Source organism: Amycolatopsis sp. NPDC051102 (assembly GCF_040682815.1).
Taxonomy (GTDB): Bacteria; Actinomycetota; Actinomycetes; order Mycobacteriales; family Pseudonocardiaceae; genus Amycolatopsis.
In genome coordinates this window covers 176,052-200,567 of the sequence record NZ_JBFBBT010000008.1, presented here as the reverse complement: position 1 = coordinate 200,567, position 24,516 = coordinate 176,052, and the positions used below count along the sequence as shown (strand labels likewise).

General features: G+C 69.9%; 27 protein-coding genes. 12 read left to right on the top strand and 15 right to left on the bottom strand.

What is annotated here, in order from left to right; genetic code table 11:
- Positions 1 to 51: 51 nt before the first annotated feature.
- A complete protein-coding gene (locus AB0M93_RS23665; protein WP_364276340.1) occupies positions 52 to 1,791 on the bottom strand; it encodes a restriction endonuclease in 1,740 nt (579 codons plus the stop codon).
- A 196-nt stretch (positions 1,792 to 1,987) separates the two neighbouring features.
- Between AB0M93_RS23665 and AB0M93_RS23660 the strand changes: the two genes are divergently transcribed.
- Both AB0M93_RS23660 and AB0M93_RS23655 read left to right on the top strand, forming a co-directional pair.
- The gene (locus AB0M93_RS23660; RefSeq protein ID WP_364276339.1) at positions 1,988 to 2,209 is read left to right on the top strand and encodes a hypothetical protein; all 222 of its coding nucleotides are present in this window, start codon (positions 1,988 to 1,990) and stop codon (positions 2,207 to 2,209) included.
- Positions 2,206 to 3,321, top strand: coding sequence for an amidohydrolase family protein (locus AB0M93_RS23655; RefSeq protein ID WP_364276338.1), 1,116 nt, complete (start codon positions 2,206 to 2,208; stop codon positions 3,319 to 3,321). Before AB0M93_RS23660 ends, AB0M93_RS23655 begins: the two co-directional genes overlap by 4 nt.
- A gap of 177 nt (positions 3,322 to 3,498) precedes the next feature.
- On the opposite strand, the gene AB0M93_RS23650 is transcribed toward AB0M93_RS23655, so the two are convergent.
- On the bottom strand, positions 3,499 to 3,594 hold the full coding sequence (locus AB0M93_RS23650; RefSeq protein WP_364276337.1) for a DUF397 domain-containing protein: 96 nt from the start codon (positions 3,592 to 3,594) through the stop codon (positions 3,499 to 3,501).
- Positions 3,591 to 4,442, bottom strand: a complete 852-nt coding sequence (locus AB0M93_RS23645) for a helix-turn-helix transcriptional regulator (RefSeq protein ID WP_364276336.1) — start codon at positions 4,440 to 4,442, stop codon at positions 3,591 to 3,593. Before AB0M93_RS23645 ends, AB0M93_RS23650 begins: the two co-directional genes overlap by 4 nt.
- Before the next feature lie 170 nt (positions 4,443 to 4,612).
- Here AB0M93_RS23645 and AB0M93_RS23640 point away from each other — a divergent pair, with 170 nt between their 5' ends.
- From AB0M93_RS23640 to AB0M93_RS23630, 3 genes are all read left to right on the top strand, one after another.
- Positions 4,613 to 5,656 carry a DUF4037 domain-containing protein gene (locus AB0M93_RS23640; protein ID WP_364276335.1) on the top strand — a complete coding sequence of 348 codons (1,044 nt, stop codon included), beginning with the start codon at positions 4,613 to 4,615 and terminating at the stop codon, positions 5,654 to 5,656.
- Complete coding sequence (locus AB0M93_RS23635; protein ID WP_364276334.1) at positions 5,649 to 6,305, top strand: YoaK family protein; 657 nt, start codon at positions 5,649 to 5,651, stop codon at positions 6,303 to 6,305. Before AB0M93_RS23640 ends, AB0M93_RS23635 begins: the two co-directional genes overlap by 8 nt.
- Positions 6,306 to 6,453: 148 nt before the next feature.
- Positions 6,454 to 6,801: a GNAT family N-acetyltransferase gene (locus tag AB0M93_RS23630; protein WP_364276333.1), complete on the top strand. Its 348-nt coding sequence runs from the start codon at positions 6,454 to 6,456 to the stop codon at positions 6,799 to 6,801.
- Positions 6,802 to 6,814: 13 nt separating this feature from the next.
- On the opposite strand, the gene AB0M93_RS23625 is transcribed toward AB0M93_RS23630, so the two are convergent.
- The 5 genes from AB0M93_RS23625 to AB0M93_RS23605 form a co-directional block, all read right to left on the bottom strand.
- On the bottom strand, positions 6,815 to 7,552 hold the full coding sequence (locus AB0M93_RS23625) for an SDR family oxidoreductase (RefSeq protein ID WP_364276332.1): 738 nt from the start codon (positions 7,550 to 7,552) through the stop codon (positions 6,815 to 6,817).
- Between the two features lie 75 nt (positions 7,553 to 7,627).
- Positions 7,628 to 8,488, bottom strand: a complete 861-nt coding sequence (locus AB0M93_RS23620) for an amino acid ABC transporter permease (protein ID WP_364276331.1) — start codon at positions 8,486 to 8,488, stop codon at positions 7,628 to 7,630.
- On the bottom strand, positions 8,485 to 9,132 hold the full coding sequence (locus tag AB0M93_RS23615) for an amino acid ABC transporter permease (RefSeq protein ID WP_364252523.1): 648 nt from the start codon (positions 9,130 to 9,132) through the stop codon (positions 8,485 to 8,487). The genes AB0M93_RS23620 and AB0M93_RS23615 overlap by 4 nt, the downstream gene beginning before the upstream one ends.
- Positions 9,133 to 9,218: 86 nt before the next feature.
- Positions 9,219 to 10,145, bottom strand: coding sequence for a glutamate ABC transporter substrate-binding protein (locus AB0M93_RS23610; protein WP_364276330.1), 927 nt, complete (start codon positions 10,143 to 10,145; stop codon positions 9,219 to 9,221).
- 67 nt (positions 10,146 to 10,212) lie between these two features.
- Positions 10,213 to 10,941 carry an amino acid ABC transporter ATP-binding protein gene (locus AB0M93_RS23605; RefSeq protein WP_364276481.1) on the bottom strand — a complete coding sequence of 243 codons (729 nt, stop codon included), beginning with the start codon at positions 10,939 to 10,941 and terminating at the stop codon, positions 10,213 to 10,215.
- Positions 10,942 to 11,219: 278 nt separating this feature from the next.
- Here AB0M93_RS23605 and AB0M93_RS23600 point away from each other — a divergent pair, with 278 nt between their 5' ends.
- The 5 genes from AB0M93_RS23600 to AB0M93_RS23580 all read left to right on the top strand — a co-directional run bounded on the left by AB0M93_RS23600 (position 11,220) and on the right by AB0M93_RS23580 (position 15,773).
- Complete coding sequence (locus tag AB0M93_RS23600; RefSeq protein ID WP_364276480.1) at positions 11,220 to 11,891, top strand: response regulator transcription factor; 672 nt, start codon at positions 11,220 to 11,222, stop codon at positions 11,889 to 11,891.
- A 2-nt stretch (positions 11,892 to 11,893) separates the two neighbouring features.
- Positions 11,894 to 13,291: a HAMP domain-containing sensor histidine kinase gene (locus AB0M93_RS23595; RefSeq protein WP_364276329.1), complete on the top strand. Its 1,398-nt coding sequence runs from the start codon at positions 11,894 to 11,896 to the stop codon at positions 13,289 to 13,291.
- A gap of 283 nt (positions 13,292 to 13,574) precedes the next feature.
- Complete coding sequence (locus tag AB0M93_RS23590) at positions 13,575 to 14,465, top strand: hypothetical protein (protein WP_364276328.1); 891 nt, start codon at positions 13,575 to 13,577, stop codon at positions 14,463 to 14,465.
- Positions 14,458 to 15,258, top strand: coding sequence for an RNA polymerase sigma factor ShbA (shbA, locus tag AB0M93_RS23585; RefSeq protein WP_364276327.1), 801 nt, complete (start codon positions 14,458 to 14,460; stop codon positions 15,256 to 15,258). The genes AB0M93_RS23590 and shbA overlap by 8 nt, the downstream gene beginning before the upstream one ends.
- A gap of 293 nt (positions 15,259 to 15,551) precedes the next feature.
- On the top strand, positions 15,552 to 15,773 hold the full coding sequence (locus AB0M93_RS23580) for a hypothetical protein (protein ID WP_364276326.1): 222 nt from the start codon (positions 15,552 to 15,554) through the stop codon (positions 15,771 to 15,773).
- Between the two features lie 198 nt (positions 15,774 to 15,971).
- Here AB0M93_RS23580 and AB0M93_RS23575 read toward each other — a convergent pair whose 3' ends face one another.
- The 3 genes from AB0M93_RS23575 to AB0M93_RS23565 are packed head-to-tail and all read right to left on the bottom strand — an operon-like array spanning position 15,972 to position 17,874.
- Positions 15,972 to 16,898 (bottom strand): TAXI family TRAP transporter solute-binding subunit, encoded by a 927-nt coding sequence (locus AB0M93_RS23575; RefSeq protein WP_364276325.1) that lies wholly within the window; start codon positions 16,896 to 16,898, stop codon positions 15,972 to 15,974.
- A gap of 37 nt (positions 16,899 to 16,935) precedes the next feature.
- Positions 16,936 to 17,346, bottom strand: coding sequence for a hypothetical protein (locus AB0M93_RS23570; protein ID WP_364276324.1), 411 nt, complete (start codon positions 17,344 to 17,346; stop codon positions 16,936 to 16,938).
- 12 nt (positions 17,347 to 17,358) lie between these two features.
- Positions 17,359 to 17,874 (bottom strand): DUF2231 domain-containing protein, encoded by a 516-nt coding sequence (locus tag AB0M93_RS23565; RefSeq protein ID WP_364276323.1) that lies wholly within the window; start codon positions 17,872 to 17,874, stop codon positions 17,359 to 17,361.
- Positions 17,875 to 17,989: 115 nt separating this feature from the next.
- Between AB0M93_RS23565 and AB0M93_RS23560 the strand changes: the two genes are divergently transcribed.
- On the top strand, positions 17,990 to 18,676 hold the full coding sequence (locus tag AB0M93_RS23560; RefSeq protein WP_364276322.1) for a helix-turn-helix domain-containing protein: 687 nt from the start codon (positions 17,990 to 17,992) through the stop codon (positions 18,674 to 18,676).
- A 1-nt stretch (position 18,677) separates the two neighbouring features.
- Here AB0M93_RS23560 and AB0M93_RS23555 read toward each other — a convergent pair whose 3' ends face one another.
- A complete protein-coding gene (locus tag AB0M93_RS23555; RefSeq protein WP_364276321.1) occupies positions 18,678 to 19,580 on the bottom strand; it encodes a 2-dehydropantoate 2-reductase in 903 nt (300 codons plus the stop codon).
- 47 nt (positions 19,581 to 19,627) lie between these two features.
- Here AB0M93_RS23555 and AB0M93_RS23550 point away from each other — a divergent pair, with 47 nt between their 5' ends.
- Positions 19,628 to 20,188: an ABATE domain-containing protein gene (locus AB0M93_RS23550; protein WP_364276320.1), complete on the top strand. Its 561-nt coding sequence runs from the start codon at positions 19,628 to 19,630 to the stop codon at positions 20,186 to 20,188.
- Between the two features lie 10 nt (positions 20,189 to 20,198).
- Here the strand turns inward: AB0M93_RS23550 and AB0M93_RS23545 are convergent, their stop codons facing one another.
- The 3 genes from AB0M93_RS23545 to AB0M93_RS23535 are packed head-to-tail and all read right to left on the bottom strand — an operon-like array spanning position 20,199 to position 24,039.
- Positions 20,199 to 22,184: a hypothetical protein gene (locus tag AB0M93_RS23545; RefSeq protein WP_364276319.1), complete on the bottom strand. Its 1,986-nt coding sequence runs from the start codon at positions 22,182 to 22,184 to the stop codon at positions 20,199 to 20,201.
- On the bottom strand, positions 22,181 to 23,314 hold the full coding sequence (locus tag AB0M93_RS23540) for a 5'-methylthioadenosine/S-adenosylhomocysteine nucleosidase (protein ID WP_364276318.1): 1,134 nt from the start codon (positions 23,312 to 23,314) through the stop codon (positions 22,181 to 22,183). The genes AB0M93_RS23545 and AB0M93_RS23540 overlap by 4 nt, the downstream gene beginning before the upstream one ends.
- Positions 23,311 to 24,039 carry an NUDIX domain-containing protein gene (locus AB0M93_RS23535; RefSeq protein WP_364276317.1) on the bottom strand — a complete coding sequence of 243 codons (729 nt, stop codon included), beginning with the start codon at positions 24,037 to 24,039 and terminating at the stop codon, positions 23,311 to 23,313. Before AB0M93_RS23535 ends, AB0M93_RS23540 begins: the two co-directional genes overlap by 4 nt.
- Positions 24,040 to 24,516 lie beyond the last annotated feature (477 nt).

The following is a 24,516-nucleotide window of genomic DNA, read 5'->3' as shown; positions in this document are numbered from 1 at the left end:
CGTCGACGCTCGCGAACCGCGCCCCAGGTCGGTTCGCGAGCGTCTTTTGTGCTAGGCCTCCGGCGGTACGATCTTCGCCTCCATGCCCGCGTGTTCGGTCAGGAGGTAGAGCAGGTTCGAGCCGTCGATGAGCTCGAGCGGCTTACCGGCGGCGAAGTCGTAGCTGGCCGGGCCGTAACCGGAGGTCGTCACCAGGATGCCTTTCGACGCCCCTTCGTTCTGCATCGTCCCGAAGAGGTCGCGGACGGCCGAGACGTCGACGGTGTTGCGGTATCGCTTGGCCTGGATCACCACCTTCCCGCCGAAGATGGGACGCGGGTCGTACGCGACGCAGTCGACGCCCCCATCACGTGAGGGGCGGGTTTGTTTGGTGTCGAGACCCATCTTGCTGAACAGGTTCTGGATGAGGGCTTCGAACTCGCTGGGGGTCAGTTCCATGAGGTTCGGCCGCTGATCGAGGCTCGAGAGGACATCGGTTTCCTCGATGAACCGCTTGTCCACCATGTCGAACTCCAGCACCGGGCGCACCGGGGCCAGGTCGCTCGGCCGTTTGGACACCGAGGCGTTGAGCCGCTCCAGGCAGGAGAGGGGCTCAACGAGGGCCAGGTCGAGATCGGCGAACACCTCGCGGGTGGTCCGGACGGTGACCAGGCAAGGGCGCACCTCTTTGCCGGTTCCCGGGTCGGTGGTCGTGACCATGCCGTTGAAGACGACAGTGTCCACGAGCCCGGTTCGGTCGGCCTCGAAGATCTCGTGCAGGGTCCGAAGGGCGATCTGGGCCACGACGGAGCCGTACAGGGCCTTGATGTCGCGGGCCGGTCGTGCGGTGGAACTCACCTCGTCCTTGGACTTGACGTACTTGTATTCGCGCACAGCCGGAACACAGGTGAGGTCCGGGAGTTCGTACTCCACGACGATCTGGGTGGATTCGGGGATGTAGGCCAGCCGGTACTGCTGGGGGAAATTGTCCGGGTAGTCGGAATTGGCGAGCACCAGCGTGAAGTAATCGAGAACCGCCTGGGGCTCGCGACGTGCGAAGGCGGCTGCGAGGGCGGCCACGTCTGCGTTGTGTGCGGATACTTCGCTCTCCCGTTCCGCGCACTCTTCGTCGTAGGCCCTTTTGGCCTTCTTCAACGCTTCAATGCGCGCGTGCTCGGCCTGTTGGTGCTTCCGTGCGGCAGCCGAATTCCGTTGTTGTACGGCGCCCAGTTCTTGTTGCCAGCGAGCGTGCGCGTGGGCGAACTGCTGCTGGGCAGCGAGAACACCCCGCTCGTGCTTGCCCTTGCCGAAAACCTTGGCCATTCCGGTCGGCGGTGGCGGGGCGAACTGGGCGAAGGAGGGTTCGGCAGGGGCGTTCTCGAGTCGCGGCGGGGGCGTGGGGCGCCCGATGGTTCCCGGTTGGAACGGCGGGTGCTCAGCAGTGCGCTTGAGTGATTCGAGGTTGATGAAGTCGTCGACTTCGAGCGTCGCGGAGAGGAGCTGTTCCAGCTCTGCCACCTCTGCTTCGAGGTCGGCGTTCTGGCTGGCCACCCGCGCCTGCTGGAGTTCGAGATGGGCTTGCTTCTGCTGCTTGATGGCGTCGGCTTGCGCCCGGGCATCGGCCTTCGCGTGTTGTTCGGCCAGCCGCAACGCGGCGGCTTGCGTGCGGAGAGCTTCCCGTTCCGCCCGTTGGGCATCCCGCTGGGCTTGCGCTTGCTGACGTGCATAGGTCGCCGCAGCTCGCTGCCTTTCCCGCTGGCGACGGGCTGCGTCCCGCTGCATCTGAACGAGAATCCCGGTACGCCGTGCCATCGGTGCTCCGCCCCCTTCATGTCGCCTGATCAATCGGTGCGAACTGTCTTCGGAGATGGCTGAAAGCACACGCGCCGACGTGGATGTTGATCGCTGACCGTCGAGCAACTGATACACCTTGTGATCGTTCCGTTATCAGCGCCGGGCGACGGGGCAGCCCGGTTCGGCTTTGGGCGGCGCACGGCAGTATGGCGGTATGGAGATCGAGCTGCTGCCGCCGTCGGCTGGCCGTGCCGTGGTCGAACTGCTCATGCCGTGGGAGTGGACGCACCCGGCGAAGCAGTTCCTGGCCGAGCGGTACGGCCGGCTCGGCTACCGCGTGACACACCGCGCCGACTTCGCCGACGGATACCCGCGCCTCGCGCCGGCGCTGGCCGCGCCGTGCGCCTTCCTCATTCACCGCAAGGATCGCCGATGACCGTGCTTGCCGGTGCGCGGGTGTTCGACCCCGAAACCGGGGAGACGACCCGCGCGGACGTCCGGCTGGACGGCTCGCGCATCGCCGAGGTGGGCCTCGGGCTCGAGGGTGAGCGGGTCGACTGCTCGGGCGGGCTGCTGATTCCCGGGCTCATCGACTGTCACGTGCACGTCGCCTTTCCGCGGCCCGAGCCGTTGCCACGCAGTGCGCGGATCCTCGAAGCCGTGCCGGTCCTGCGTGGGCTGCTGGCGCGCGGGATCACCACCGTCCGGGACGCCTGGGGCGCCGATGCCGGGTTCAAGCACGCGTTGCGCGCAGGCTGGGTCAGCGGGCCGGACCTGCTGATCAGCCTGCGGCAGCTGGGGCCGACCGGCGGGCTCGGCGACAGCTGGGAGCCGCCCGCGGGCGCCGTCGACCACTACGGCGACCCGTCGCTGCCCGACCCGCTGTTCGACGGGCCGGATGCGGCGCGCGCGGCGGTCCGCCGGATGGTGCGGGCGGGCGCCGACTGGATCAAGGTCGGTGCGAGCGGGGCGATGCGGGCGGTGCGGTCGGGCACCGACGTGCGCCCGACCGACGATGAGCTCGCGGCGCTGGTCGACGAGGCCCGCCGCTGTGGCCGGGACGTCCTCGCGCACGCGCACACGTCCGCCGCGGTCGTCTCGGCCGCCCGCGCCGGGGCGCGCAGCATCGAGCACGGCACGTTCCTCGACGACTCCGCGGTCGCGGCGTTGGCCGACGCCTGGTACGTGCCGACACTGGCGCCGATCAGCGACAGCGAGTTCGCCGAGACGCACCGCCGCTCGCTTCGGCTCGCGGCGGAAGCGGGCGTCCGCATCGCCGCCGGCTCGGACCTCGCCCCGCGTCCCCATGTCGACTTGACGACCGAGCTGCGGTTGCTGGCCGCGGTCCTCGGGGAGGCGGCCGCCCTGAAGGCGGCCACCTCCGAAGCGGCCCGGCTGCTCCGCCTCGCCGACGACCGCGGCCGCATCGAGCCGGGCCTGCGCGCCGACCTGGTGCTGCTCGACGGCCCGGACCTCGACGTGTCCGACCTGCCGGGCCGGATCCGGCAGGTCTGGCACGACGGGGAACGCGTCAGCGCAGGGAGCTGAGGAGTGCGTTCCCGGCGGGATGGGGGACGGTCAAGCGGCAGCTGGTGGGCGTGTTCGAGTCGCGGTGGTCCCGGTGTCGTGGGCGACTTCGACGCAGGGGTGGGGTTCCTGCCTCCGCTGGGGCTGCTGGTGAACCAAGTCCACCTCCCGCGGTTTTGTTGGGGCCGGAGGAATGCCTCAGCGCAGGGAGCCGAGGAGTGCGTTCCAGGCGGAGTGGGGGACGGTGAGGTGGCCGGTTGTAGGTGCCTTCGCGTCGCGGATTGCCGTGGTCACTCCTTCATGCGCTCGAACTCGTCCGCCAGCCGGATGAGCACCTCCCTTGACTGTGCCTCGGGCAGGGCCGCTTGCTCCAGCTTCGCCACCAGGACGTAGAACGCCTCGACCGCGACCCGGTCGTCGATGAACAGGCCTGCCGCGAAGGTTTCCTCGTAGACGACCGGTGGATGTTCCGGAAACTCCAGGAGGGTGAACCGGCTGCCCACGAGGTGGTAGGGGTGTGCGGAGTCCGGCAGGACCCGGATGGTGCAATGCGGCAGATTGGTCGACAGCACCAGGTACTGCAGCTGCTCGTGCATCAGCGCCGGATCGCGGACCATGGTCCGGAGGCTGCGTTCATAGACGAAGTACAGGCAGCGAGGCGGATTCTGCCGCTGCAGGAGCTGCTGGCGCTCGACCCGCGCCTGCACCAGGATCTTGAGGCGGTCCGCGGTGTAGCGCCCGGTCAGTTCGTGCAGCTCCTTGACGTAGTCCTCGGTCTGCAGCATGCCCGGGATCGCCGTCGGGCTGTGCGAGACGATCGTGCCGGCCAGGTTTTCCTGGACGATGAGCGACTTCATCGGGTCGACGAGCTTGTCGAAGTAGGGGCGTACCCAGTACAGGTCGCCGAGGGGCTTGGTCAGTTCGAGGAGCCGTGCGCGTTCGGCGGCTTTGGTGCCGCAGTGGGCGAGGTAGATCGCCGCGTCGATCGGCGAGATGCGGCGGCCGTTCTCCCAGGCCGACACCTTGGACGCCGACCAGTCCGCGCGGCGGGCCAGCTCGCGCAGGCTCATCCGTTTCTGCTCGCGCTGGCCCTTGAGTTCGCAGGCCATTTCGCGCGTGCGCACCGTGCTCTTTTCGGTCATGCCCCGCACGCTAGAGGGGACCTCCGACAAAACGGGGCAGGCCGCGCGCGGATTCACCGCAAGGAGGTCGCTGTTCTGCCTATGTGACAACGGAAACCGGCCGCGAAGCGCTGCGAAGCAGCTTCGCATAATGAAGCGCGCTTCGCGCTTTCGCACGGCACAATGAGCCCATGGAATTCACTCCTGGAATCGAACTGTCCCGGCGTTTCCACGCCGAAGCGGTCCGGCCGATCCTGCGTCGCGAGCTTCCGCGGCTCCGCTACACCGCCGCGCTCATCGGGTTCGGCTCCGAGGTGCTGGGCTTCGACTCGCCCCGCTCCACCGACCACAACTGGGGACCGCGGCTGCTGCTGTTCGCCGACGGCGACCACGAGCGGATCCCCGGCCTCCTCGCCGATCACCTCCCGCGCACGTTCCTCGGGTATCCGACGCACTTCGCGACCGACGGGACGGGCACCCGGTACCTCGCCCCGGCGACCGGCCCCCTCGACCACGGCGTCGTCGTCGCGAAGCTCGACGAGTGGGTCCGCGGGACGCTCGGGTTCGACCCGCGGCGGCCGGCCCGTGCCGACTGGCTCGCGACCCCCACCCAGATCTTCGCCGAGTTCACCGGCGGCGCCGTCTTCCACGACGACCTCGGGCTCGAAACCCTGCGGCGGCACGTCGCCTGGTACCCCGAAGACGTCTGGCGGTACGTGCTGGCGTGCCAGTGGCAGCGGATCGGCCAGGAAGAGGCGTTCGTCGGCCGGTGCGGCGAGGCCGGGGACGAACTGGGGTCCGCGGTCGTCGCCGCGCGGCTCGTCCGCGACCTGATGCGGCTGTGCCTGCTCATGGCGCGCCGGTACCCGCCGTACAGCAAGTGGCTCGGCAGCGCCTTCGCACGGCTGCCCGCGGCCGCGCGGCTGACGCCGCACCTCACCGCCGCGCTGGCCGCGACCGCCTGGCACGACCGCGAACGGCACCTCGTGGCCGCGTACGAGTGCGTGGCCGGGCTGCACAACGACCTCGGCCTCACCGCACCCGTGGACCCGCGGGCCGGCGGCTACCACGATCGCCCGTTCCAGGTGATCCACGCCGGCCGCTTCGTGACGCCGTTGCTCGCGGGAGCACCGCCCGCGGCGCTGACCGGGGCGATCGACCAGTTCGTCGACAACACCGACGCGCTCGGCGACCGCACGTTCACCCGCGGGGTGGTTGACTGCCCGCATGGCTGAACCGGAACCGCGGCACCTGGCCGCCTTGCTGCTGACGCTGACCGTCGTCACCGGGGTGGTCGACGCCGTCAGCTTTCTCGGGCTGGGGCGGGTGTTCGTGGCCAACATGACCGGGAACGTCGTCTTCCTCGGGTTCGCGGCGGCGGGGGAGACGACGCTGTCGGTGGTCGCGTCGCTGACCGCGGTGCTCGCCTTCCTGGCCGGGGCGTTCGCCGGTGGCCGGCTCGCCCGCCGCGAGGACGACCGCGACGCCCTGCGGCAGGCCACCGCGGTGCAGGCGTCGCTGATCGCGGTGGCCGTCGTGCTGTCCGCGACGCTCGGCAGTGGCACGCGGCTGGGAGCCGAGCTGCTGATCGTCACACTCGGCCTGGCGATGGGGCTGCAGAACGCGGCCGTCCGCCGGATCGGCGCGCCCGACCTGACGACGACGGTCCTGACCATGACGCTGACCGGGTTCGCCGCGGATTCGAAGGTCGCCGGTGGTCCGGGTGCGCACCCGGTGCGGAAGGCCGCCGCCGTCGGGGCGATGCTCGCGGGGGCCTTCGCGGGCGGGCTGCTGCAGCTGCACGTCGCGATGTGGACCGCGCTGGCGGTGGCGCTCGTGCTGGTCCTGGGGGTCCTCGTGGCGCTGCGGCGGCCCGTGCGATGACGGACTGGGTGTGGCTGGAACTCGACGTCGACGCCTTCGACGACCGCGCGTTCGAGCCCTTACTGCGCCGCCCCGGCGTCCGGTTCGGTCACTGGCCGAGCTGGGTGACACCGCCGAACACCGGCGGGCGCTGTACGAGCTCAACCGGGTGTGCGCCGCGGACATCCCCGGCCGCGGGCCGTTCTATACCTACGACGAGTACGTCGCCCAGCGGATCGAAGTGCCGTCCTTCACGCCCGACGGCGTGTTCGTCGCGCTGCGCGGCGGCGACTGGATCGGCATGTCCGCGACGTCGCTGCGTCCCGAGTACGCCTTCAGCGACATGACCGGCGTCCTCGCGGCCCACCGCGGGCGGCACCTCTCGCTCGCGCTCAAACTGCTCGCCGTCCGCTTCGTCCGCGCCGCCGGCCATCGGCGGCTGGTCGCGTGCCACCACGCGGCGAACATCGCGGCGATCATGATGAACCGCCGGCTCGGGTTCGTGGACCGCCGGTGAGCACCGGCCGGGGCTAGCCGAGGGCCCGGCCGCCGTCGACGAGCAGGCGCTGGCCGGTGACGAAGCCCGCTTCCTCCGACGCGAAGAAGCTCACCGCCGCCGCCACGTCCTCCGGCGTGCCCAGGCGGCCCGCCGGGACCGAGGCCCGGTACTCCTCGAGCTCGCCCGCCGGGACCTCCGCGTGCCGCTCCACCGGGATGAACCCCGGCGCCACCGTGTTGACCGTGATGCCGTCCGGTCCCAGTTCGCGGGCCCACGCCCGGGCCAGACCGATCTGCGCGCTCTTGGCCGTCGCGTACGCCGAGCGGCCGGGTGGCGGGCGGTCCGCGACCTCCGAGTCGACGTGCACGATCCGGCCGTGGCCGCGGGCGCGCATCCCCGGCAGCACCGCGTGCCCGAGCAGCACCGGCGACCGCACGAAGAAGTCCAGCTGGGCCAGGTGATCGGGCCAGTCCACGCCCGACAGCGGCGCCTCCGGCTGCGGGCCGGTCGCGTTGAGCACCAGGACCGCGATCGGGCCGAGCAGCGCCGTGACCGCGTCGACCAGCTCGCCGACCTGGCGCCGGTCGGTCACGTCCGCGGCGAACGCCGCCGCGCGGCCGCCTTCGCCGAGGATGCCTTCCGCCGCCGTCTTGAGGTCGGCGTCGTCGTGCCGGCCGTTGACCGCGACGGCGAACCCGTCTCTGGCCAGCCGGCGCGCGATCACCCGGCCGAGGCCGCGGGAACTGCCGGTCACCAGTGCGACACCCATGTGCCCGACGCTAGGGGACACCCCGGGACACGACAAGGCCCCCGGGACGGATCCCGGGGGCCTCGAACGGGTGACTCAGGCCGACGCGGCGGCGAGCGTGTCGGTCACCGGGGGCGGCGCCGCCACGACCTTCTTGTTGCGGCGGTTGCGCCGCTCCAGGTAGGTCGCCAGCGCCGTCAGCAGCAGGCACATCACGACGTAGATGCCGGTCGCCACGATCGTCGACGGCACGATCGGCCGCCCGAACGTGCCCTGCGAACCGATGTAGCGCGCGTAGTACAGCAGCTCCTGGTAGGTGATGATGAAGCCGAGCGCGGTGTCCTTCAGCAGCACGACCAGCTGGCTGATGATCGTCGGCAGCATCGCCCGGATCGCCTGCGGCAGCAGCACCAGGAACATCACCTGCGTCTTGCGCATGCCCAGGGCGTACGCGGCTTCGCTCTGCCCCTTCGGCAGGGACTGGATGCCCGCGCGGAAGACCTCGGCGAGCACCGAGCCGTTGTACAGCGTGAGGCCGAAGACCACGCCGAGGAACGGGCTCGTCGGCACGCCGACGGTCGGGAGGCCGAAGTAGAACAGGAACATCAGGATCAGCGCGGGGATGGCGCGGAAGAACTCGACGACGAACGTGGCGATCCCGCGGATCCAGGCGTGGTCCGACAGCCGGCCCGCGGCGAAGATCGCGCCGAAGATCAGCGCCAGCACGGCCGCGGCCGCGAACGCCTGGAGCGTCGAAAGCACCGCGTTGCCCAGGTCGCGCTGCACCTGCGCGTACTGCAGCCACTCCCACTTCCGGGCGGTGAACTGGCCGCTGTCGTAGAAGCGCCACCCGATGTAGGCGATGAACGCGAGGACCACGAGGGTGCCGACCACCGCGTACGTCCGGTACCGCAGCCGCGCCTTCGGGCCGGGGACGTCGAACAAGACGTTGCTCATCGGGCCACGCTCCAGCGCTTCTCCAGGCTGCGTTGGACGAACGACAGCACGGCGACCAGGATGATGAAGCCGAGGGCGACCCACAGCAGCCCGATCAGCTGGTTCTCACCGCGTTCGGACAGGTACGAGCGGATCGCGCCGGCCTCCGCGACGGAGAAACCGGCGGCGATCGTGGTGTTCTTCAGCAGCGCGATCAGGGTGCTGATCAGCGGCGGGACGACCGACCGCAGCGCCTGCGGCAGCACGACCTGGCCGAGGATCTGGCCGAAGGTCAGCCCCAGCGCCCGGCCCGCCTCGGCCTGCCCGACCGGCACGGTGTTGATGCCCGAGCGCACGACCTCGCAGATGAACGCCGAGGTGTACACGGTCAGGGCGGTCACCGCGGCCGGGAAGTAGTCCAGCTTGACGATGTCCAGCAGCGGGTACGCGAACACGAAGAACGCGAACACCAGGGTGAGCGGGGTGTTCCGGGCGATCGTCACGTACGCCGTGCCGACGGCGCGGAAGACGGGGACCGGGCTCACCCGCAGCATGGCCAGGATCGTGCCCCAGATCAGGCTGCCGACGGCCGAGAGCAGGAACAGCTCGATCGTGGTGAGGAAGAACGGACCGAACAGGTCCAGGTTGTTGAACAGGACGTCCATGGAGCCTTCCCCGCGTCCGTGGTCATGGGATGGATGGAGAAGGCCGGTGGACCGGGAAGCCCGATCCACCGGCCGTCACGCGAGTGTCAGTACTTTTCGAGGGTCGGCTTGGTCGCGGCCGAGCCGGACTTGCCGAGGGTGGCGTCGTAGATCTTCTGCCAGGTGCCGTCGTCCAGCGCCTTCTGCAGGATGTCGTTGATCTTGTCGCGCAGCACCTTGTCGTCCTTGTTCAGGCCGATGCCGTACTTCTCGGTCGAGAACGTCTTGCCGACGACCTTCAGGGTGTCCGGCTCCTGGGCGGCGTAGCCCTTCAGGATCGCGTCGTCGGTCGTGACCGCGTCGACGTCCTTCGACTGCAGCTTCTCGACGCACTGCGAGTACTTCTGGAACTCGACGATGTTGCCCGGCTCGGTCAGGTTCTGCTGCCGGACCCGCTGGATCGGGGTCGAGCCGGTGACCGAGCAGACCTTCTTGCCCTTGAGGGTCTCCGGGCCGGTGATCGAGGTGTCGTCCTTGCGGACGAGCAGGTCCTGGCCGGCGACGAAGTACGGGCCGGCGAAGGAGACGAGCGCCTTGCGCTTGTCGGTGATCGAGTAGGTGCCGACGTAGTAGTTCACGTCGCCGTTCGCGATCGTCTGCTCACGCGCACCCGAGTCGACCGTGCGGAAGGTGATCTTCTCCGGGTCGAAGCCGAGGCCGGCCGAGACGAGCTTCGCGATCTCGATGTCGAAGCCGCCGAACTTGCCGGTCGTCGGGTCCTTCAGTCCGAGGCCCGGCTGGTCGTCCTTCGCGCCGACGGTCAGCGCGCCCGCCGACTTCATCTTGGCGAACACCGGGGAGCCGGCCAGGTCGACGCCCTGCGCGACCGGGTAGCTGAGCGCCGCGGGGGCGTTCGTGCCGCTCTGGTCGCCCGAACCCGGCGATGCCGGTGTGCCTTCCTTGCCGCAGGCGGTCAGCGTGGTCAGCGCCAGCCCACCGGCGAGCAGTCCCACCGCGAGGGTGCGGATCCTCATGTGAATCTCTCCTGTGTGTCGTCACCCGGGCGCCGTCGGCGCCGCGGAACGTGCTCAGTGGTTGTTCTCAGTGGGTCAGGATCTTGCCGAGGAAATCCTTCGCGCGCTCGCTCTTCGGCGCGGTGAAGAACTCTTCCGGCGTCGTGTCCTCGACGATCTCGCCGTCGGCCATGAAGATCACCCGATCGGCTGCCCGCCGGGCGAAGCCCATCTCGTGGGTGACGACGAGCATCGTCATGCCGTCCTTGGCCAGGCCCGTCATCACGTCGAGGACTTCCTGGACCATCTCCGGGTCCAGCGCCGAGGTCGGCTCGTCGAACAGCATCACCTTGGGCCGCATGGCCAGTGCCCGCGCGATGGCGACGCGCTGCTGCTGGCCACCCGACAGCTGAGCCGGGTACTTGTCGGCCTGGTTGGCGATGCCGACGCGCTCCAGCAGCTCCATCGCCGTCTTGCGCGCTTCGGCCTGCGCGGTCTTGCGGACCTTCACCGGCGCGAGCATGACGTTTTCGACGATGGTCTTGTGCGCGAACAGGTTGAACGACTGGAACACCATGCCGACGTCGGCCCGCAGCGCGGCCAGCGCCTTGCCCTCGGCGGGCAGCGGGACGCCGTCGACGGCGATCTCGCCCGAGTTGATCGGCTCCAGCCGGTTGATCGCCCGGCACAGGGTCGACTTGCCGGAGCCGGACGGGCCCAGCACCACGACGACCTGGCCGCGAGGCACCTCGAGCGTGATCTCCCTGAGCACGTGCAGGTCGCCGAAGTACTTGTTCACGGCGGACGCCTTGATCATCGGCGCCGCCACCTCCGCGGTCATCTGGCCTCCCGGGTCGTTCGTGCAAATCGGGCATGGGTCACCACGCGATGGCGAGAACCTACCGTTGCTTTACCGGCTGGCAAGGCCGCTTGAGCAATACTTAGGGTTTCAACTGAGTATCGATGTCCATTTTGGGGGGTGTCCACCCGGAGTCACGCGGAGTGACCGTCCGGGTGGCCGGTGCGGGGCCTGCCCGGACGTCCTAGAGTTCGCCGTACCGGCCGGTGAAGCAGGTCACCATGGGAGGCGGACGGGTGCGGGTGCTGCTGGTGGAGGACGACGACCGGGTCGCGGGTGCGCTCATCCCGGCGCTGACCCGCCGTGGCCTGGCGATCGCCCGGCTCGCCACCGGCGCCGGCGTGCTCGACCGGGTGCACGAGGTCGACGTCATCCTGCTCGACCTCGGCCTGCCGGACATCGACGGCGTCACGCTGTGCCGCCAGATCCGCGCGGTCAGCGACGTCGCGATCATCGTCGTGTCGGCGCGCGGCGAGGTCGACGACCGGATCCAGGGGCTGCGCGCGGGCGCCGACGACTACCTCGTCAAGCCCTACGACGTCGAGGAGCTGCTCGCCCGGGTGGAGGCCGTGCGCCGCCGCCGGGGAGAACATGTCACTGAGCCGGTGGTCATCCGGGTGGGGGACGTCAGCGTCGACCTGTCCCGGCACGAGGTGCTGGTCGACGGTAAGGCCGTCGCGTTGTCCCGCAAGGAGTTCCAGGTGCTCGCGCTGGTCGCGGGCGCCCGCGGCGCGGTGTGCTCGCGCGAGCACGTGCTCACCGAGGTGTGGGGGCACCGCGGCGCGGCGGAGAGCCGCTCGCTGGACGTCCACGTGGCGACGCTGCGGACGAAGCTGGGCCGGCCGGCGCTGATCGAGACCGTCCGCGGGGTCGGGTACCGGCTCGGCGGCCAGGTCGCCCGGAGCTGAGCGTGCGCGTCCGGCTGCAGGGCATCGTGCTGACGCTGGTCGCGTTGCTGGTGTTCGGCCTCGGCATCCCGCTGGCCCGGAGCATCGCCGCGGGCGCGCAGCAGGACCTGTTCCTCGACCGGCTGACCGACACCGCCCGGTTCGCGTCGCTGGCGCAGCGCCCGCTGCTGGACAACAACCAGTCGCTGATCGAATCCGACCTGATCCGCTACAACGAGGTCTACGGCGTCCAGGTGGTGGTCGTCGACCAGGACAGCAAGCTGTTCGCCAGCTCGCTCGCGCCGTCGGCCCCGCAGATCGACCTGAAGGCCGAGCGGATCAGCGGCCCGATCCACGAGGCGCTCGCCGGCCGCCGGTCCCAGCCGGCCGGCGTGCTGATGCCGTGGGATTCGACGCCGCTGGTGCTCGCCGAGCCGGTGCTCGCCGACGGCGAGGTGCACGGCGCGGTGCTCACGGTGTCCGGCACCGGCACCGAGCGCGCCGACGTGCTGTGGTGGTGGCTGCTGCTCGCCGCGGGCGGGATCCTCGCCTTCACCCTCGCCCTCGCCGTGGCGGTCCCGGTGGTCCGCTGGATCCTGCGGCCGGTGCAGCGGCTCGACGACGCGACCGGTGCGCTGGTGGCGTCGGTGATCGGCGGCCGGGAAGCCGAGCCGGTGGGGGAGGGCGGCGGCCCGCCGGAACTGCGTCAGCTCGGGCGGTCGTTCGACCGCATGGCCGAGAGCGTGTCGGGGGCGCTGGCCGCGCAACGCGCGTTCGTCGCGGACGCGTCCCACCAGCTGCGCAATCCGTTGACGGCGTTGAAGATCCGGCTCGGCAACCTCGAGGGCCACGTCGACGACGAGCCGGCCGCGGCCGACCTGGAGGCGGCGCGGGTCGACGCGGGCCGGCTGCACCAGATCCTGGACGGACTGTTGTCGATGGCCCGCGCGGAGGCCTCCGGCGGCGAGCTGGACCCGGTGGTGCTGGACGAAGCCGTCGCCGAGCGGGTGGCCGACTGGACGGTGGTCGGCGAGGCCCGTGACGTGCGCCTGGTGGTGGAAACGGCCGGGGACGGCGCCACGGTCCGGATGCCCCCGCGCGGCGCCGAGACGATCCTGGACGCGTTGCTCGACAACGCACTGAAGTTCACGGCGGCGGGCACGGAGATCCGGATCGCGGTGTCCCGCGAGGCGGACCGGGTGCGGTTGTCGGTGCGGGACCACGGGCCGGGGCTGCGGCCGGACGAGCTGGACCGCGCCCGCGACCGGTTCTGGCGGAGCCCGGCGCACCAGAACGTGCCGGGCTCGGGGCTGGGCCTGGCGATCGTGAGCGAGATCGTCGCGCACTCGGACGGCGAGCTGGAGCTGGACCTGCCCGAGGGCGGCGGGCTGCGGATCGCGATGGTGTTCCCGGTGGCTTAGGGGAGAGCGCCGGGTTCTATTCTCCCGGATTTCCGTCTTCTCTCGCGCATCCGATTCCGGAGCCTTGCTCATGATCGAAAGAACGCACCAGGATGCGCGCTGTCGAGGCGCAGCCTCCACGTCAGTTCGTCTGGTCTTCCATTACAAGTAGAATATAACGGAAATATAACGAAGGGCCTCGCGGTTCGCCGGGGTGCACCTATAAGGCTGAAGTCCGGGTTGCCGAGGTCCTCGCGTCTTCCGCAGCCACCGCGCTACGGCTCACCCACCGGAGAACACTTCGATGACGTTCGAGAAGGACCACGCGCTCGACAGGCCGCCCGGGGGGCGAGGCCTGCCGCTGCTGCGGCAGGTCGTGGCACCCGCTGCGGAGACTCGTCGTCGCTCGGAGCTCCAGGAGCTGTTCGACCTGGTGCTGCCCGGCAAACCTGCGCCGGAAGACGAGCTGTGGATGGGGCGCGGCCCGGCGCGGCCGATGTCGATCCCCGATCTGGAGCTGCTGTGCGCGTTGGAATCAGACGGTTTCGACGGGCTGGTGTGGTCGGAGCTGGAGAACCGGCTCGCCGGCTACGGCGTCGGGGTCGTCGGCGCCTGGGTCGGCACCGGAGAGATCTACCGCCGGGCCACCGAAAAAGGGCGGCCCGTCAGGCCACCGCGGCCCCCCTTCAGCCGGGACGAGCAGATCGAGCTCGCCTATGAGACCGTCGGCGCAGGGATCAGGCTGTTCCAAGAACAGGGCTTGCAGGATGACGGCTGGCGTCCGGACCGCGGTGCCCGGCTGTCCACCTACTTCCTGGGCTCGTGCGTGCTGTGCTTCGCCAACGCCTGCCGCAAGCAGCTGAGCGCCCGCCGGCGTTCCGAGCACGACGTGTTCGTCGCCGGATTCGACTGGCACGAAGCCAGCGTGCCCTCGGCCGAGCACGTTGCGCTGGCCAGGATGGACGTCGAGGTTGCCCTCACCGGCAAGCTCGGGAAGCTGGACAAGCTGGGGGTACCGCCGGATGTGGCCCGGGTGGTCCTGAACTACCTGGTGCTGGGCTATGACGCCGCCGCCATCGTCGAGCTGATCAACAGCGAATCCACCACCTACACGCTCAAGGCCGTGCGCGGAATTCGGACCGCGTACCGCGCCTACGTCAAACAGCAGCAGCGCGAAGGAGGCCGGCATGCCTGAATCGAGTGCGGCGGTGGTGTCCCGGGAGCACGCGCAGGCATTGGTGAACCGGTCTTCGGTGGGAACGCGCGGTGCGCGCCGGCTTGCCGCGAGGGTTTCATCCGACGCTGTGGCGGCCGTGCTGGACCGCGCGCACCGGACTGAACCCGCCCCCGGACTGGCCAGGACGACGGAGTTCAGTGAGCAGTACATCAAGGCGGAGTCGTCGCCCCGGCCTGGCGGGAGGCTCACCAAGGAGGATCTCGACCCTCTGGTGCGGGAAGCGGGCAAGGGCAACCCGGCGGCAATCCACTCCCTGCTGCAGCTGATCGAGCCGGTGGTGGTCCGTTACTGTCGCGCGCGGATGGGCGGCCGCGACCTGTCCTACCTGGCAGCTGACGACGTCGCCCAGGAGGTCTGCCTCGCCGTGCTCAAGGTGTTGCCGGACTATCAGGACCGCGGCGGCTCGTTCCTCTACCTCGTCCACGCGCTCGCAGCCAACAAAGTCGCCGACGCCTACCGTGCAGTGGCCCGCGACCGCTCCGAGCCCGTCCCCGAACTCCCCGAGCGCCCGCTCGCGAGCGGCAACGAGCCGGAGACGCACGCGTTGCACCTGGATCTCGGCGCCCGCCTCGGCCGGCTGCTTGCGTCGTTGCCGCGGATGCAGCAGGAAATCCTCACCCTGCGCATCGCAGTCGGCTTCTCCGCGGCCGAGACCGCCGAAGCGCTCGGCATTTCGGCGGGCAACGTGCGCGTGACGCAGCACCGGGCGCTGACCCGGCTGCGCGGCATGATCCGTGACGACGAGTTCTGATCCCGGCTCACGTGGAAAAACGGCCGGGTGCGGTGCCGTCCTGCGCCCACAGGAAGAGCCGACGCTGCACCCTGCGCAGTTCGCGATCTTGCTATACCCCCGTTTTGCGGGTCACACCCCGGCTCGTTATGCATTGCTGCACACTTTCGTCCACCGCTCGGCTCGCCGGATTACAACAATGTGATTCCCTTGTGTTCCAGGAGTAATTCCGGCGCATTGGAACGTACCGCCGGTACATCCGCCGCGCATCGGGCAACGGCCCAGTCACCATTCAACGAAAGAGAGGGCCCATCGTGGTCTACCTCGTGCCGCCCAGGCGGCCCAAGCGGTCCTGCGGCGCGCTCAGCGCGCTGGAGGCATTGACCTTCACCGCCGCGCTGATCGGCGTGATCGTGCTCGACAGGCTCGGCAGTGACCTCCTGGTCGCCGCCGGAGTGGTGGTCACGCTGCTGGCACTGGTCCGCGGCATCCCGCTGCCGCACCCGCGCTCCTGGTCCGGGAGTGTGACCGCGTGAACCCCGAGGACGCCACCTCGCCGAGCTCGCCGCCGACCGCGAAGCCGCACTGCTCATGACCACATAGCCGGCATCGGCGTCGGTCCGGCCTCGCCAAGGTATCGGCAGAGCCGGACCGACGAGCCGGCTCCCGGAGTTCCAGCCGTCGAGTACGCCGGCGACATCGGCCCGAAAGGGTCGCCGGCCATCGGTCGTGGCTCAGGTCTTCTGCGCCCGGTAGTAGCGCAGCGCGCCCGGGTGCAGCGGGATCGGCTGGGTCTCGATGCCCGGGTGGACGTCGATCGACAGGGCTGCCGGGTTGGCCACCGCCAGCTGGGGGCCGGCGTCGAACAGGCCGCGGACCAGCGCTTCGGCGACGTCGTCACGCATCGACTTCGAGACCACCAGGAAGTTCGGGACCACCAGTGTGGTCACCGGCAGGAGCTGGTTGTACGTGCTCGCCGGGATGGTCGCCGTGCCGTAGACCGGGCTGATGGCCTGCATCTTCGGCATCAGGCCGCCGATGTCGAGCAGGCGCAGCGCGTTCCCGTTGTTGTAGCCCGCCAGCTTCGGCGTCGGCAGGCCGCCGGACCAGATGAACGCGTCGACCTCGCCGTTCAGCAGCGCCGCGACGGACTGGTCGAGGTCGAGCCGGCGCTTGGTGACCGAGCTGGTCAGGTTGGCCACGTCCAGCAGCCGGTCGGCGATGTACTCGACGCCGGAGGCCGGCGAGCCGACCGCGATCCGGCGGCCGTGGAGCTGGCCCACCGACTGGATGTCGGAGTCCCGGCGGACCACGAGGTGCAGGTAGTCGTCGTGGATCCGGGCGAGCGCGGCCAGGCCGGGGTTGGTCCGGTACCGGTCGGCGGCGACGTCGGCGGCGACGAAGGCGACTTCGGCTTGCCCGACGAGCACCTTGGCGACGTTGTCGGGTGACCCCTGCGTCTGCAGCACCTGCGGCCGGTCGATGTCCAGGTCGTTCTGCCACGCCGTGGCGAGCGTCTGGGCCAGGCTGTCGTAGACGCCGCCGGGGTTGCCCGCGGCGATCCGCAGCTTGAGCCCGCCGAAGCCATCGGTGCAGGCGGCGAGCACCAGCAGAAGGGCGGCCGCCAGCGCGAGCCCACGCGTCCGACGGTTGCTGGTCACGGGCCGATCGTGCCAGACTTCGCCCGGCGCGGGCAGGTCAGCTGCCGACGCCGAGCGCCGCGAGCAGCACGAGGACCACGGTGGCGACCGCGAACAGCCCGTGCGCGCCCACCACAGCGACCGGGAAGTGCTGCTCCGGCGCCCGTTCGCCGCTCGACGCGCCGCGGGCGCGGTAGCCGGGGAGCCAGCGCGCGAGCATGGTGAACCCGAGCAGGGCCACCGGGACGAGCAGGACGAAGGCGATCCACGCCAAAGCCGTGCCGCCGGCGAGCAGGTACACGATCCACAGGACCAGCCCGGCCGCGGCGAGCGCGAAGTGCCCGAAGACCAGGCCCGGCGCGAAGCGGCCGGTCCGCGAGCGGGTCCCGCCCTTGGCGATCCAGGTACCCAGCATGACGAAGCCGCCCACGGCGGTGACCAGCCAGGCGATCAGCGCGGCGATGTCCATGATCGGTCTCCTTCAGTGCGTCCGGTAGCCCTCGGCCTGGGTGGATTCCGCGGCGACGCGCACGCCGTAGCGGTAGGCCAGCTTCCCGCCCAGGTAGCCCGACGCCGCGAGCACGACGAGGGCGGCGGCCGACAGCACGAGCGGGCCGGTGCCGACCGGTCCGGGGCCGTCGGATGCCGCGCGGCGCCAGAAGAACCCGGCGACGTAGGCAGCCGTGACCGCCAGGTTGAGGCCCATGTGCGTCAATGCGGTGCGGAACGCCGGGGTGCCGGCCGGGATGGCCAGCAGGTCGAGCACGCCGACCAGGGCGGCGGCGAGCGCGCCGACGACGCCGATGGCGACCAGCCAGAGCGAACCGCGCGCGAGGAAGCCCGGCTCGGCCACGATCAGCGAGCCGATGTCGAACACCAGGCTGGAGACCCAGGCGCCGATCGGGACGGTGATCAGGATCGGGTGGAACGGGTGCCCGTACGGACCGGCCAGCACCGCGCTCACCGGCTGCTTCGACTGTTCGGCTTGCTGACTCATGGCGGCTCCTTTTCGCCAACAAAGTTTGGTCTTATTGCTCGGTCGGGTCAAGGTGGCCTGGTGAAGGTGACCCGATCGGAGTTACGGGCACGAGGTTCGGTGTTAGCCTGCTGTCGTGGACCGGGAGCCGATGAGTGCGCTGGCCGCGCTGGACGATCCGTCGCGGCGCGGCATGTACGCGCACATCCGCCGGGCCCGGCATCCGGTGACCCGCGACGAGGCCGCCGAGGCGGTCGGGATTTCGCGCAAGCTGGCGGCGTTCCACCTCGACAAGCTGGTCGCGGCCGGGTTGCTGCGGACGCGCTACGAGTTCGCCGGCGGGGTGCGGAAGGTCGGGCGCGCCCCCAAGGTGTACGAGCCTTCGGACATCGAGGTCCGGGTCAGCGTCCCGCCGCGCCGCCCCGACGTCCTGGCCGAAATCCTGCTGGACGCCGTGCTCGGCGAAGGCGACGACGAGACGGCCCGCGATGCCGCGCTGCGGTCCGCGCGGCGGCACGGCCGGGACCTCGGCGCCGCCGAACGCGACCTCGCCCGGCCCGGGCGCCTGGGCACCGAGCGGGCGCTGACGCTGGCCTCGGCGCTGGTCGAGCGGCACGGCTTCGAACCGGACCGCGAGACCCCGGCCTGCCTGCGGCTGCGCAACTGCCCGTTCCACCCGCTGGCCGCGAGGGCGCCCGAGCTGGTGTGCGGGATCAACCAGGCGTTCCTCGGCGGCGTCCTCGAAGGACTCCAGGCCGCGACGGTCGAAGCGGTCCTCGATCCCCGGGCCGGCGAGTGCTGCGTGGAGCTGCGGCCCGCGTAGGTCAGCTGTCCTCGCGCAGCCGCAGCACGGCGTGGAGGACGTCGTTGACCGGTGTCGGGACACCGGCCTGCCTGCCTAGCCGTACGACGGCGCCGGTCCAAGCGTCCAATTCGGACGGACGCCCGGCGGCGATGTCCCGCTGCAGGGACGTGGTGCCTTCGGCGGGCTGCCGGTCGAAGAACGCCATGGTGTCGTCGACGACGCCGGCGGGCAGGGTGACGCCGGCGGCGCGGGCGAGGCGTTCGATTTCCGCCATGGCGTCGTGCAGCGTCCGCCGGGTTTCGGGATGGTCGCGCAGCGCGCCGAACGTGGCACCGGTGACCGCGCCGAGCCCGCCGGCCGGGGCGATGAAGAGGAACTTCGCCCACAGGTCGGCCCAGATGTCGCCTGGCGCGGTGGTGCCGATCCCGGCGTCACCGAACGCGGCACGGATCCGTTCGACCCGGCCGGTCGCCCGGTTGTCCCATTCCGCGATGTCGAGCGAGCCGGTGCCGCCGACGTGCCGGACGGTGCCGGGTCCGGTGAGCGCGGCGATCACCTTCGCGACGCCGGGGAGGACGGCGTCCCTGCCCAAGGTGCGAGCGACCTGGGCGGGTGCGTCGACGCCGTTCTGCGTGGTGATCACGGCGTCCACCCCGGCCGGAAGCGCGGCCACGGCGGCGTCCAGCTGCCAGGTCTTCACGGCGAGCAGGGCGACGTCGGCGGCGCCGAGGTCCGCGGGATCACCGGTGGCGTGGACGGGAAGGGTGGTGGCGCCGTCCGGCCCGAGCACGGTGAGGCCGTCGCGGCGCAGGGCGGCGAGGTTTTCGCCGCGGGCGAGGAAGGACACGTCGTGTCCGGCGGTGGCGAGCCGGGCCCCGAAGAACCCGCCCAGGCCACCTGCCCCGATGATCGCGAATTTCACGAGTCTCACGTTACCTGTTCAAGCGGTAACCCGGTAGTCTGATCGACGTGGGAGACAAGCAGGCGTTCCGCTTCCACGGTGGCCGCCCCTCGGTGAACTTCACGGCCACGGTCGGCATGCGGCGGCGCGACGGCGGTTTCGAGCGCCTGCCGGACCCGGCCGCATTGGGCCGGTGGTTCGTCGAAGCGGGGCTGGTTCCGGAGGAGCCGGCCTGTGTGGAGGCGGACCTGGCGGCGGCGAGGGAGCTCCGTGAGGCTGTCTACCGGTTGATGCGCGCCCGGCTGTCCGGGGCGTCGGTGCGGCCGGCGGACGTCGACGTCGTGAACCGGTGGGCGGAGGAGCCGCCACCGGTGGCCGCGCTGCGGATCACGGCGACCGGGCTGGGTGTCGAGCAGGTGCCGGCGACGGTGCCGGCTTTGCTGGGACTGATCGCCGCGGACGCGGTCGCGGTGCTCGGCGGGGCGGCGGCCGGCCGGTTGCGGGAGTGCGCGAATCCGGAGTGCTCGCTGTTGTTCGTCGACACATCGCGGGCGGGCGTGCGGCGGTGGTGTTCGATGAGCGGCTGCGGGGCGCGGGAGAAGATGCAGCGCTACCGGTCAGACCGATAGCGCTGCCTGGTCATCGACCGGACTCGGTGATGCTCCCACCCGGGAGTGCGTTGATGTAGGGGTCGCGTTTGATCCAGTTCTTTCCTTCGGCGGCGATGCCTTCCAGGATGTGCAGGGTATTGGTGAAGCCGGCGGCTTCGAGAGACATCTTCGCCAGCGCGAGCGAGCTTTCGTCCGAAGCTGCCTGGCTGGATTCGTGATCGGTGATGTCGATGTTCTGCGGCTCGCCGTTCATGAGTACGAGTTCCATGCTGTAGCTCAATTCGGAGCTGGTGGCGACGTGGACCGACGAGACAGCGTCGAATCGGAAGTTGTTGCGTTCTTCGCCGCGGAGGCAGGCGTTCTCGAAGTCGATCTCCGTGCTCAATTCCCGCACGCCATCGACGGTGATCAGGAAAAGCCGGATGTCGTACTTCGAGTAGCGCCATGGCGCGCCGTTGACCCGCGCTCGTTTGCAGGATTTGGCGGGAGTCTGCAGGAACGCATGGGTGAGGATGTCCCGCCACGCCAGCCGGTAGTGGTTCAGCGCCTTGTCGAGCAGCTTGATCTTGTCGGCGTTGAGCCACAGCTCCATCTCGGTTTCGGAGGGGCGGGTCGAGTCGAGTTTGTGTTCCCAACGCGTGTAGGCGGCTTCCCGTAGAGCCAGTACTTCGTCACATTCGAGCTGCTCTTCCGCTACCCGGCGGCGCTCGCTGACGATTCGTGACCAGCCCGCGCCGGCTGCTGCCGCCGCCAAGGTCGCGACAACCGTCGCGGCAGAGTTGGAAATCAGGCTCGCCATGACAGCCGAAGCGATCGTGTAAGCGGCTGCCACGATGAGGACGATGGTCGCGACGACGCAGCGGAGTTTGACCGACGGCCCGACGCGGTACTGCGCACGGTACCGGTACAGCTGGCCGGCTTGCCACTGGCGGATCACGTTGCCGGTTTCGTAACGGATCAACCATCTGACGCGTTCAGCGGGGATGCGGCTTTCACGGTAGATGTCGGCGATCTCGTTGCGTAGCGCAGCTCGGAACCCGGCCGTCATGGAAAGGCATGCCTGGCGGGTGTCGTCATGGGGAGCGTAACGGGCGAAGTATTTAGTGAACGCGCTATCCACCTGGCGTCTGAAGCCTTCCTCGAGGATGGCTCCACGCCGCGGGTGGTAGCGGTAAAGACGGTCCTTCGCGGTGATCCGGGCCGTCCGGTAGTGCCATTCATGTCCGTTGCGGACGGCGATGACGGCCGCTGCCGTGGCGGCGAAGTAGGCGACGATCGGCAGGACCTCCGCGGTCAGCAGAATCGTCCGCCCCAGGTAGGCGACGGCGAGGACGCCGAGAAATGTCCCGATCGTGGCCCGGGCGCGGTCCAGCGCGGTGGTTCCGGAAGGAGCGGGCCGGCGGACTCGAGGTCGCGCCGGCTGGGGGTGGAAGTAGGCCCAGACGCGATTCTCCCGGCCGTTGCTCAGCTGCGCGGCATCGGCGTTGCGACGGGCTTCGGCCCAGAAGCTGTCACGAAGTCCTCCCGTGAGGACAAGATCGAGGTGGCGCAGGATCTGCTTGCGCTGCGGCGAATCCAGTCCCGCGAGCGCCCTGATCGCCGGTTGGGGGTTGCTGTCGTGTGTCGCAAGGCAGCTCAGCAATTCGCACAGGACGGCGAGCGCGCGGCCCCACGCATCGTCCGGGAGCGACGCACAGATCGTCGGCAGGCCGGCCAGCTGGTCCCGTTCCTCGGCCGTGAGATCGCGGTAGGACCGCTTGGAAAGCATCGCGAGCACCCAGTGGAACTGCACCTCCCCGCCGGTGAGACCGTGCCCGCGAGCTTCTTCGATGAGTTCGCGGGCACGACTGGGAATGCCGTCGTCCAGGTACCGGAGACCGACGGTGTACTTATCCCTGGGCGACGCTCCGGGGAGCACTTGGTAGACGGTCGAATCATGGACCTCGGTGGCGACGATGCCGACATGTGCACCGGCGCCGACTGTGGCGTGGGTCGTCGGGTGCGGGCCGCTCATGAGCGGTCTTTCGCTGCGGTGATGAGAGCGGTGATCTTGACTGCCGGCCCGGCCAGGTCGGCGATGAGGCCGCCGAGTCGTTTGAGCGCGAGCACGAACTTCTTCTTGTCCTCGGGAACCGGGGATTTCAGCGCTTCGTCGGCGACGTCGAGTTCGGTGCGGGCGGCGTCGTGGGTTTCGTCGTCCAGCCGGCCGCGGCTGCGTTCCCGGGCGAGATCGTTGCGAAGCGCGGCGAGCTCGGCAGCGAAGTCGGGAGTGCCGGCCGGGCTCGGGCCGGCGTTTTGCCACACCGTGCTGCCGGTGACATTGACGCCCTGAATTCCGACCTGCCCGTGGGAGGTGGAGTAAACGGTGCCGTGACCGGGGTCGGTTCGGTCGTTCATGGTCGGATTCTTCCGTTCGTGGACGAGCTCGGTGGCGAGGTGGACGGCGAACGCCGCAGCGTTGGCTGCGGCCTGTGGTTGCCAGTTGCGGTCGGCAGCGGTGGTTTTGGTGCCGTCCGCTCTGTCACTGATTCCGCGGACGACGGCGACGGGCGACCCGCTGAGGTGCGCCGCCTGGGCGACCCCGGCAGCCTCCATCTCGATCGCCAAGGCGTCGTTGTAGTGCTGGCGAATCCAACGAGCTTCGGCCGACAGCCTGGAGTTGTGGACGACTTCACCGGCCGCGACGGCGCCGAAGTGCACGGCAGTTCGCGGTGGGAGACCTTCTTCCCACCGGCCGGCGCGAGCGATGTGCTGAGCGATCTGGCTGATTTCGTGATTGGTTTCCCACACCCGCGGACGAGCTTTGAGGCCGTCGTCCTCGCTGGTGCCGCCGTGGTAGGCATAGACATGGGTGGCGACGACGACGTCGCCGAGCGGGGTGTCCCACAGCGCGCCGGCAACACCGACGAACATGATCGCGGCCGGGGAGAACTCCGCGATGGCGCGTTCGGAAAGCACGGCGGCCGCCTGCGTGCCTTTGCCGGTGAGCCCGAGCGCGACCCGGCACGAAGTGCCGCCGATCGTGCCGATCTCGAACCGCGTGCCGCGGTCGTGCCGGTGGGGCGCGATTTCGGTCAGCCGCCGGCGGACGGCCTTGTACTCGTCGTTGAACGCGGTGAGCATCACTACCAGGTCGTCGGTCATCCTTGCGCCTCCGCTGTCGTCGGGATGGGGCGTACCAGGGGTGGGAAGAGCGTCGTCCGGGTGCCGGACCGGAACAGGCGGGCCGGGCGGCCTCGGCCGGCGCGCCGCTCGGCGCCCGACGGGATGATGAAGTCGTCGACTGCCTGGACTTTGCGGTAGAAGTTCCGTGGGTCGAGCTCGACGCCCCAGACCGCCTCGTAGACCTTTTGCAGGTCGTTGATCGTGAACGTGGGGGCGCAGAACGCGGTGGCGAGGGCGGTGTGTTCGAGTTTGGCTCGAGCTCGTTCCAGGCCGTCGCCCAGAATCTTTTCGTGGTCGAAGGCGAGGCGGGTGCGCCCGCTCAGGATGTCGGTGACAGGTGTCCACGCGGCTTGGGCGGCGTCGGTGCCGGCGAGCGGTTCCGGGAGCCTGGGCGCGATCGCCAGGTAGGCCACGGAGACGACCCGCCCCCTCGGGTCGCGGCCGGGGGTGCCGTAGGTGCCGAGTTGTTCCAGATGCAGCTGGGTGGCGTCGAGATTGGCTTCTTCTCGTAGTTCCCGGTGTGCGGCCGTGATGATGTCTTCGGTGCCCGTTGCGAGAAACCCGCCTGGCAGAGCCGGCATGCCTTGGAACGGGGCGATACCCCGCTCGACGAGAAGGACGTGCAGGACTGATTCGCGCAGGGTGAAGATCACCAGATCGACGGCGAGCAGCACGGGTGGGGGCGTCCAGTGTTCGGCGGGCATGGGGTCGACTCTAATTAATGTCAGATAGACAGTAAAGATGAATCTGCAGAGCGCTGGAGATGACAGAACGTGAGCAGGTTGCTGCGGATGGGTGGATGACAAGCGTTGTCGGTGCTGACGAAGGTGATCATCAGCCTGGCCGTTGAACAGCCGGGGTTGCGCCCACGCCGCAAGGCCGATTCGCCGTCCGCCTCCTCGGCGGAGGTTGTCGAAACCGGCCCGCTGGCAGCGGCTCGTTGCCACGACCACCCTGGGCGATCTGCGGGCTGGGCGCGCACTGGTGGGTGCCGGTGCGCGTCGCCGTCCACGGACGCCTCGCGTCCATACCCCGCCCCCACGGCCCGAAGCGGGTGAATTCGTCGAATTCGTGGTCCCCGGGCAAAAGATCAGGTTACTGCCCGGCGAATTAGTCCGGACGCTCCTTGACCCGGCCCGGCGCGGCGCTGATCATTCCCGCAGCGATTCACCGTGCGCTTT

Bases quoted from the DNA above. Each gene is read 5' to 3' on its own strand.
- AB0M93_RS23665 (WP_364276340.1), bottom strand. From the start codon at position 1,791: ATGGCACGGCGTACCGGGATTCTCGTTCAGATGCAGCGGGACGCAGCC.
- AB0M93_RS23660 (WP_364276339.1), top strand. From the start codon at position 1,988: ATGGAGATCGAGCTGCTGCCGCCGTCGGCTGGCCGTGCCGTGGTCGAA.
- AB0M93_RS23655 (WP_364276338.1), top strand. From the start codon at position 2,206: ATGACCGTGCTTGCCGGTGCGCGGGTGTTCGACCCCGAAACCGGGGAG.
- AB0M93_RS23645 (WP_364276336.1), bottom strand. From the start codon at position 4,442: ATGACCGAAAAGAGCACGGTGCGCACGCGCGAAATGGCCTGCGAACTC.
- AB0M93_RS23640 (WP_364276335.1), top strand. From the start codon at position 4,613: ATGGAATTCACTCCTGGAATCGAACTGTCCCGGCGTTTCCACGCCGAA.
- AB0M93_RS23635 (WP_364276334.1), top strand. From the start codon at position 5,649: ATGGCTGAACCGGAACCGCGGCACCTGGCCGCCTTGCTGCTGACGCTG.
- AB0M93_RS23625 (WP_364276332.1), bottom strand. From the start codon at position 7,552: ATGGGTGTCGCACTGGTGACCGGCAGTTCCCGCGGCCTCGGCCGGGTG.
- AB0M93_RS23620 (WP_364276331.1), bottom strand. From the start codon at position 8,488: ATGAGCAACGTCTTGTTCGACGTCCCCGGCCCGAAGGCGCGGCTGCGG.
- AB0M93_RS23615 (WP_364252523.1), bottom strand. From the start codon at position 9,132: ATGGACGTCCTGTTCAACAACCTGGACCTGTTCGGTCCGTTCTTCCTC.
- AB0M93_RS23610 (WP_364276330.1), bottom strand. From the start codon at position 10,145: ATGAGGATCCGCACCCTCGCGGTGGGACTGCTCGCCGGTGGGCTGGCG.
- AB0M93_RS23605 (WP_364276481.1), bottom strand. From the start codon at position 10,941: ATGATCAAGGCGTCCGCCGTGAACAAGTACTTCGGCGACCTGCACGTG.
- AB0M93_RS23590 (WP_364276328.1), top strand. From the start codon at position 13,575: ATGACGTTCGAGAAGGACCACGCGCTCGACAGGCCGCCCGGGGGGCGA.
- shbA (WP_364276327.1), top strand. From the start codon at position 14,458: ATGCCTGAATCGAGTGCGGCGGTGGTGTCCCGGGAGCACGCGCAGGCA.
- AB0M93_RS23570 (WP_364276324.1), bottom strand. From the start codon at position 17,346: ATGGACATCGCCGCGCTGATCGCCTGGCTGGTCACCGCCGTGGGCGGC.
- AB0M93_RS23565 (WP_364276323.1), bottom strand. From the start codon at position 17,874: ATGAGTCAGCAAGCCGAACAGTCGAAGCAGCCGGTGAGCGCGGTGCTG.
- AB0M93_RS23545 (WP_364276319.1), bottom strand. From the start codon at position 22,184: ATGAGCGGCCCGCACCCGACGACCCACGCCACAGTCGGCGCCGGTGCA.
- AB0M93_RS23540 (WP_364276318.1), bottom strand. From the start codon at position 23,314: ATGACCGACGACCTGGTAGTGATGCTCACCGCGTTCAACGACGAGTAC.
- AB0M93_RS23535 (WP_364276317.1), bottom strand. From the start codon at position 24,039: ATGCCCGCCGAACACTGGACGCCCCCACCCGTGCTGCTCGCCGTCGAT.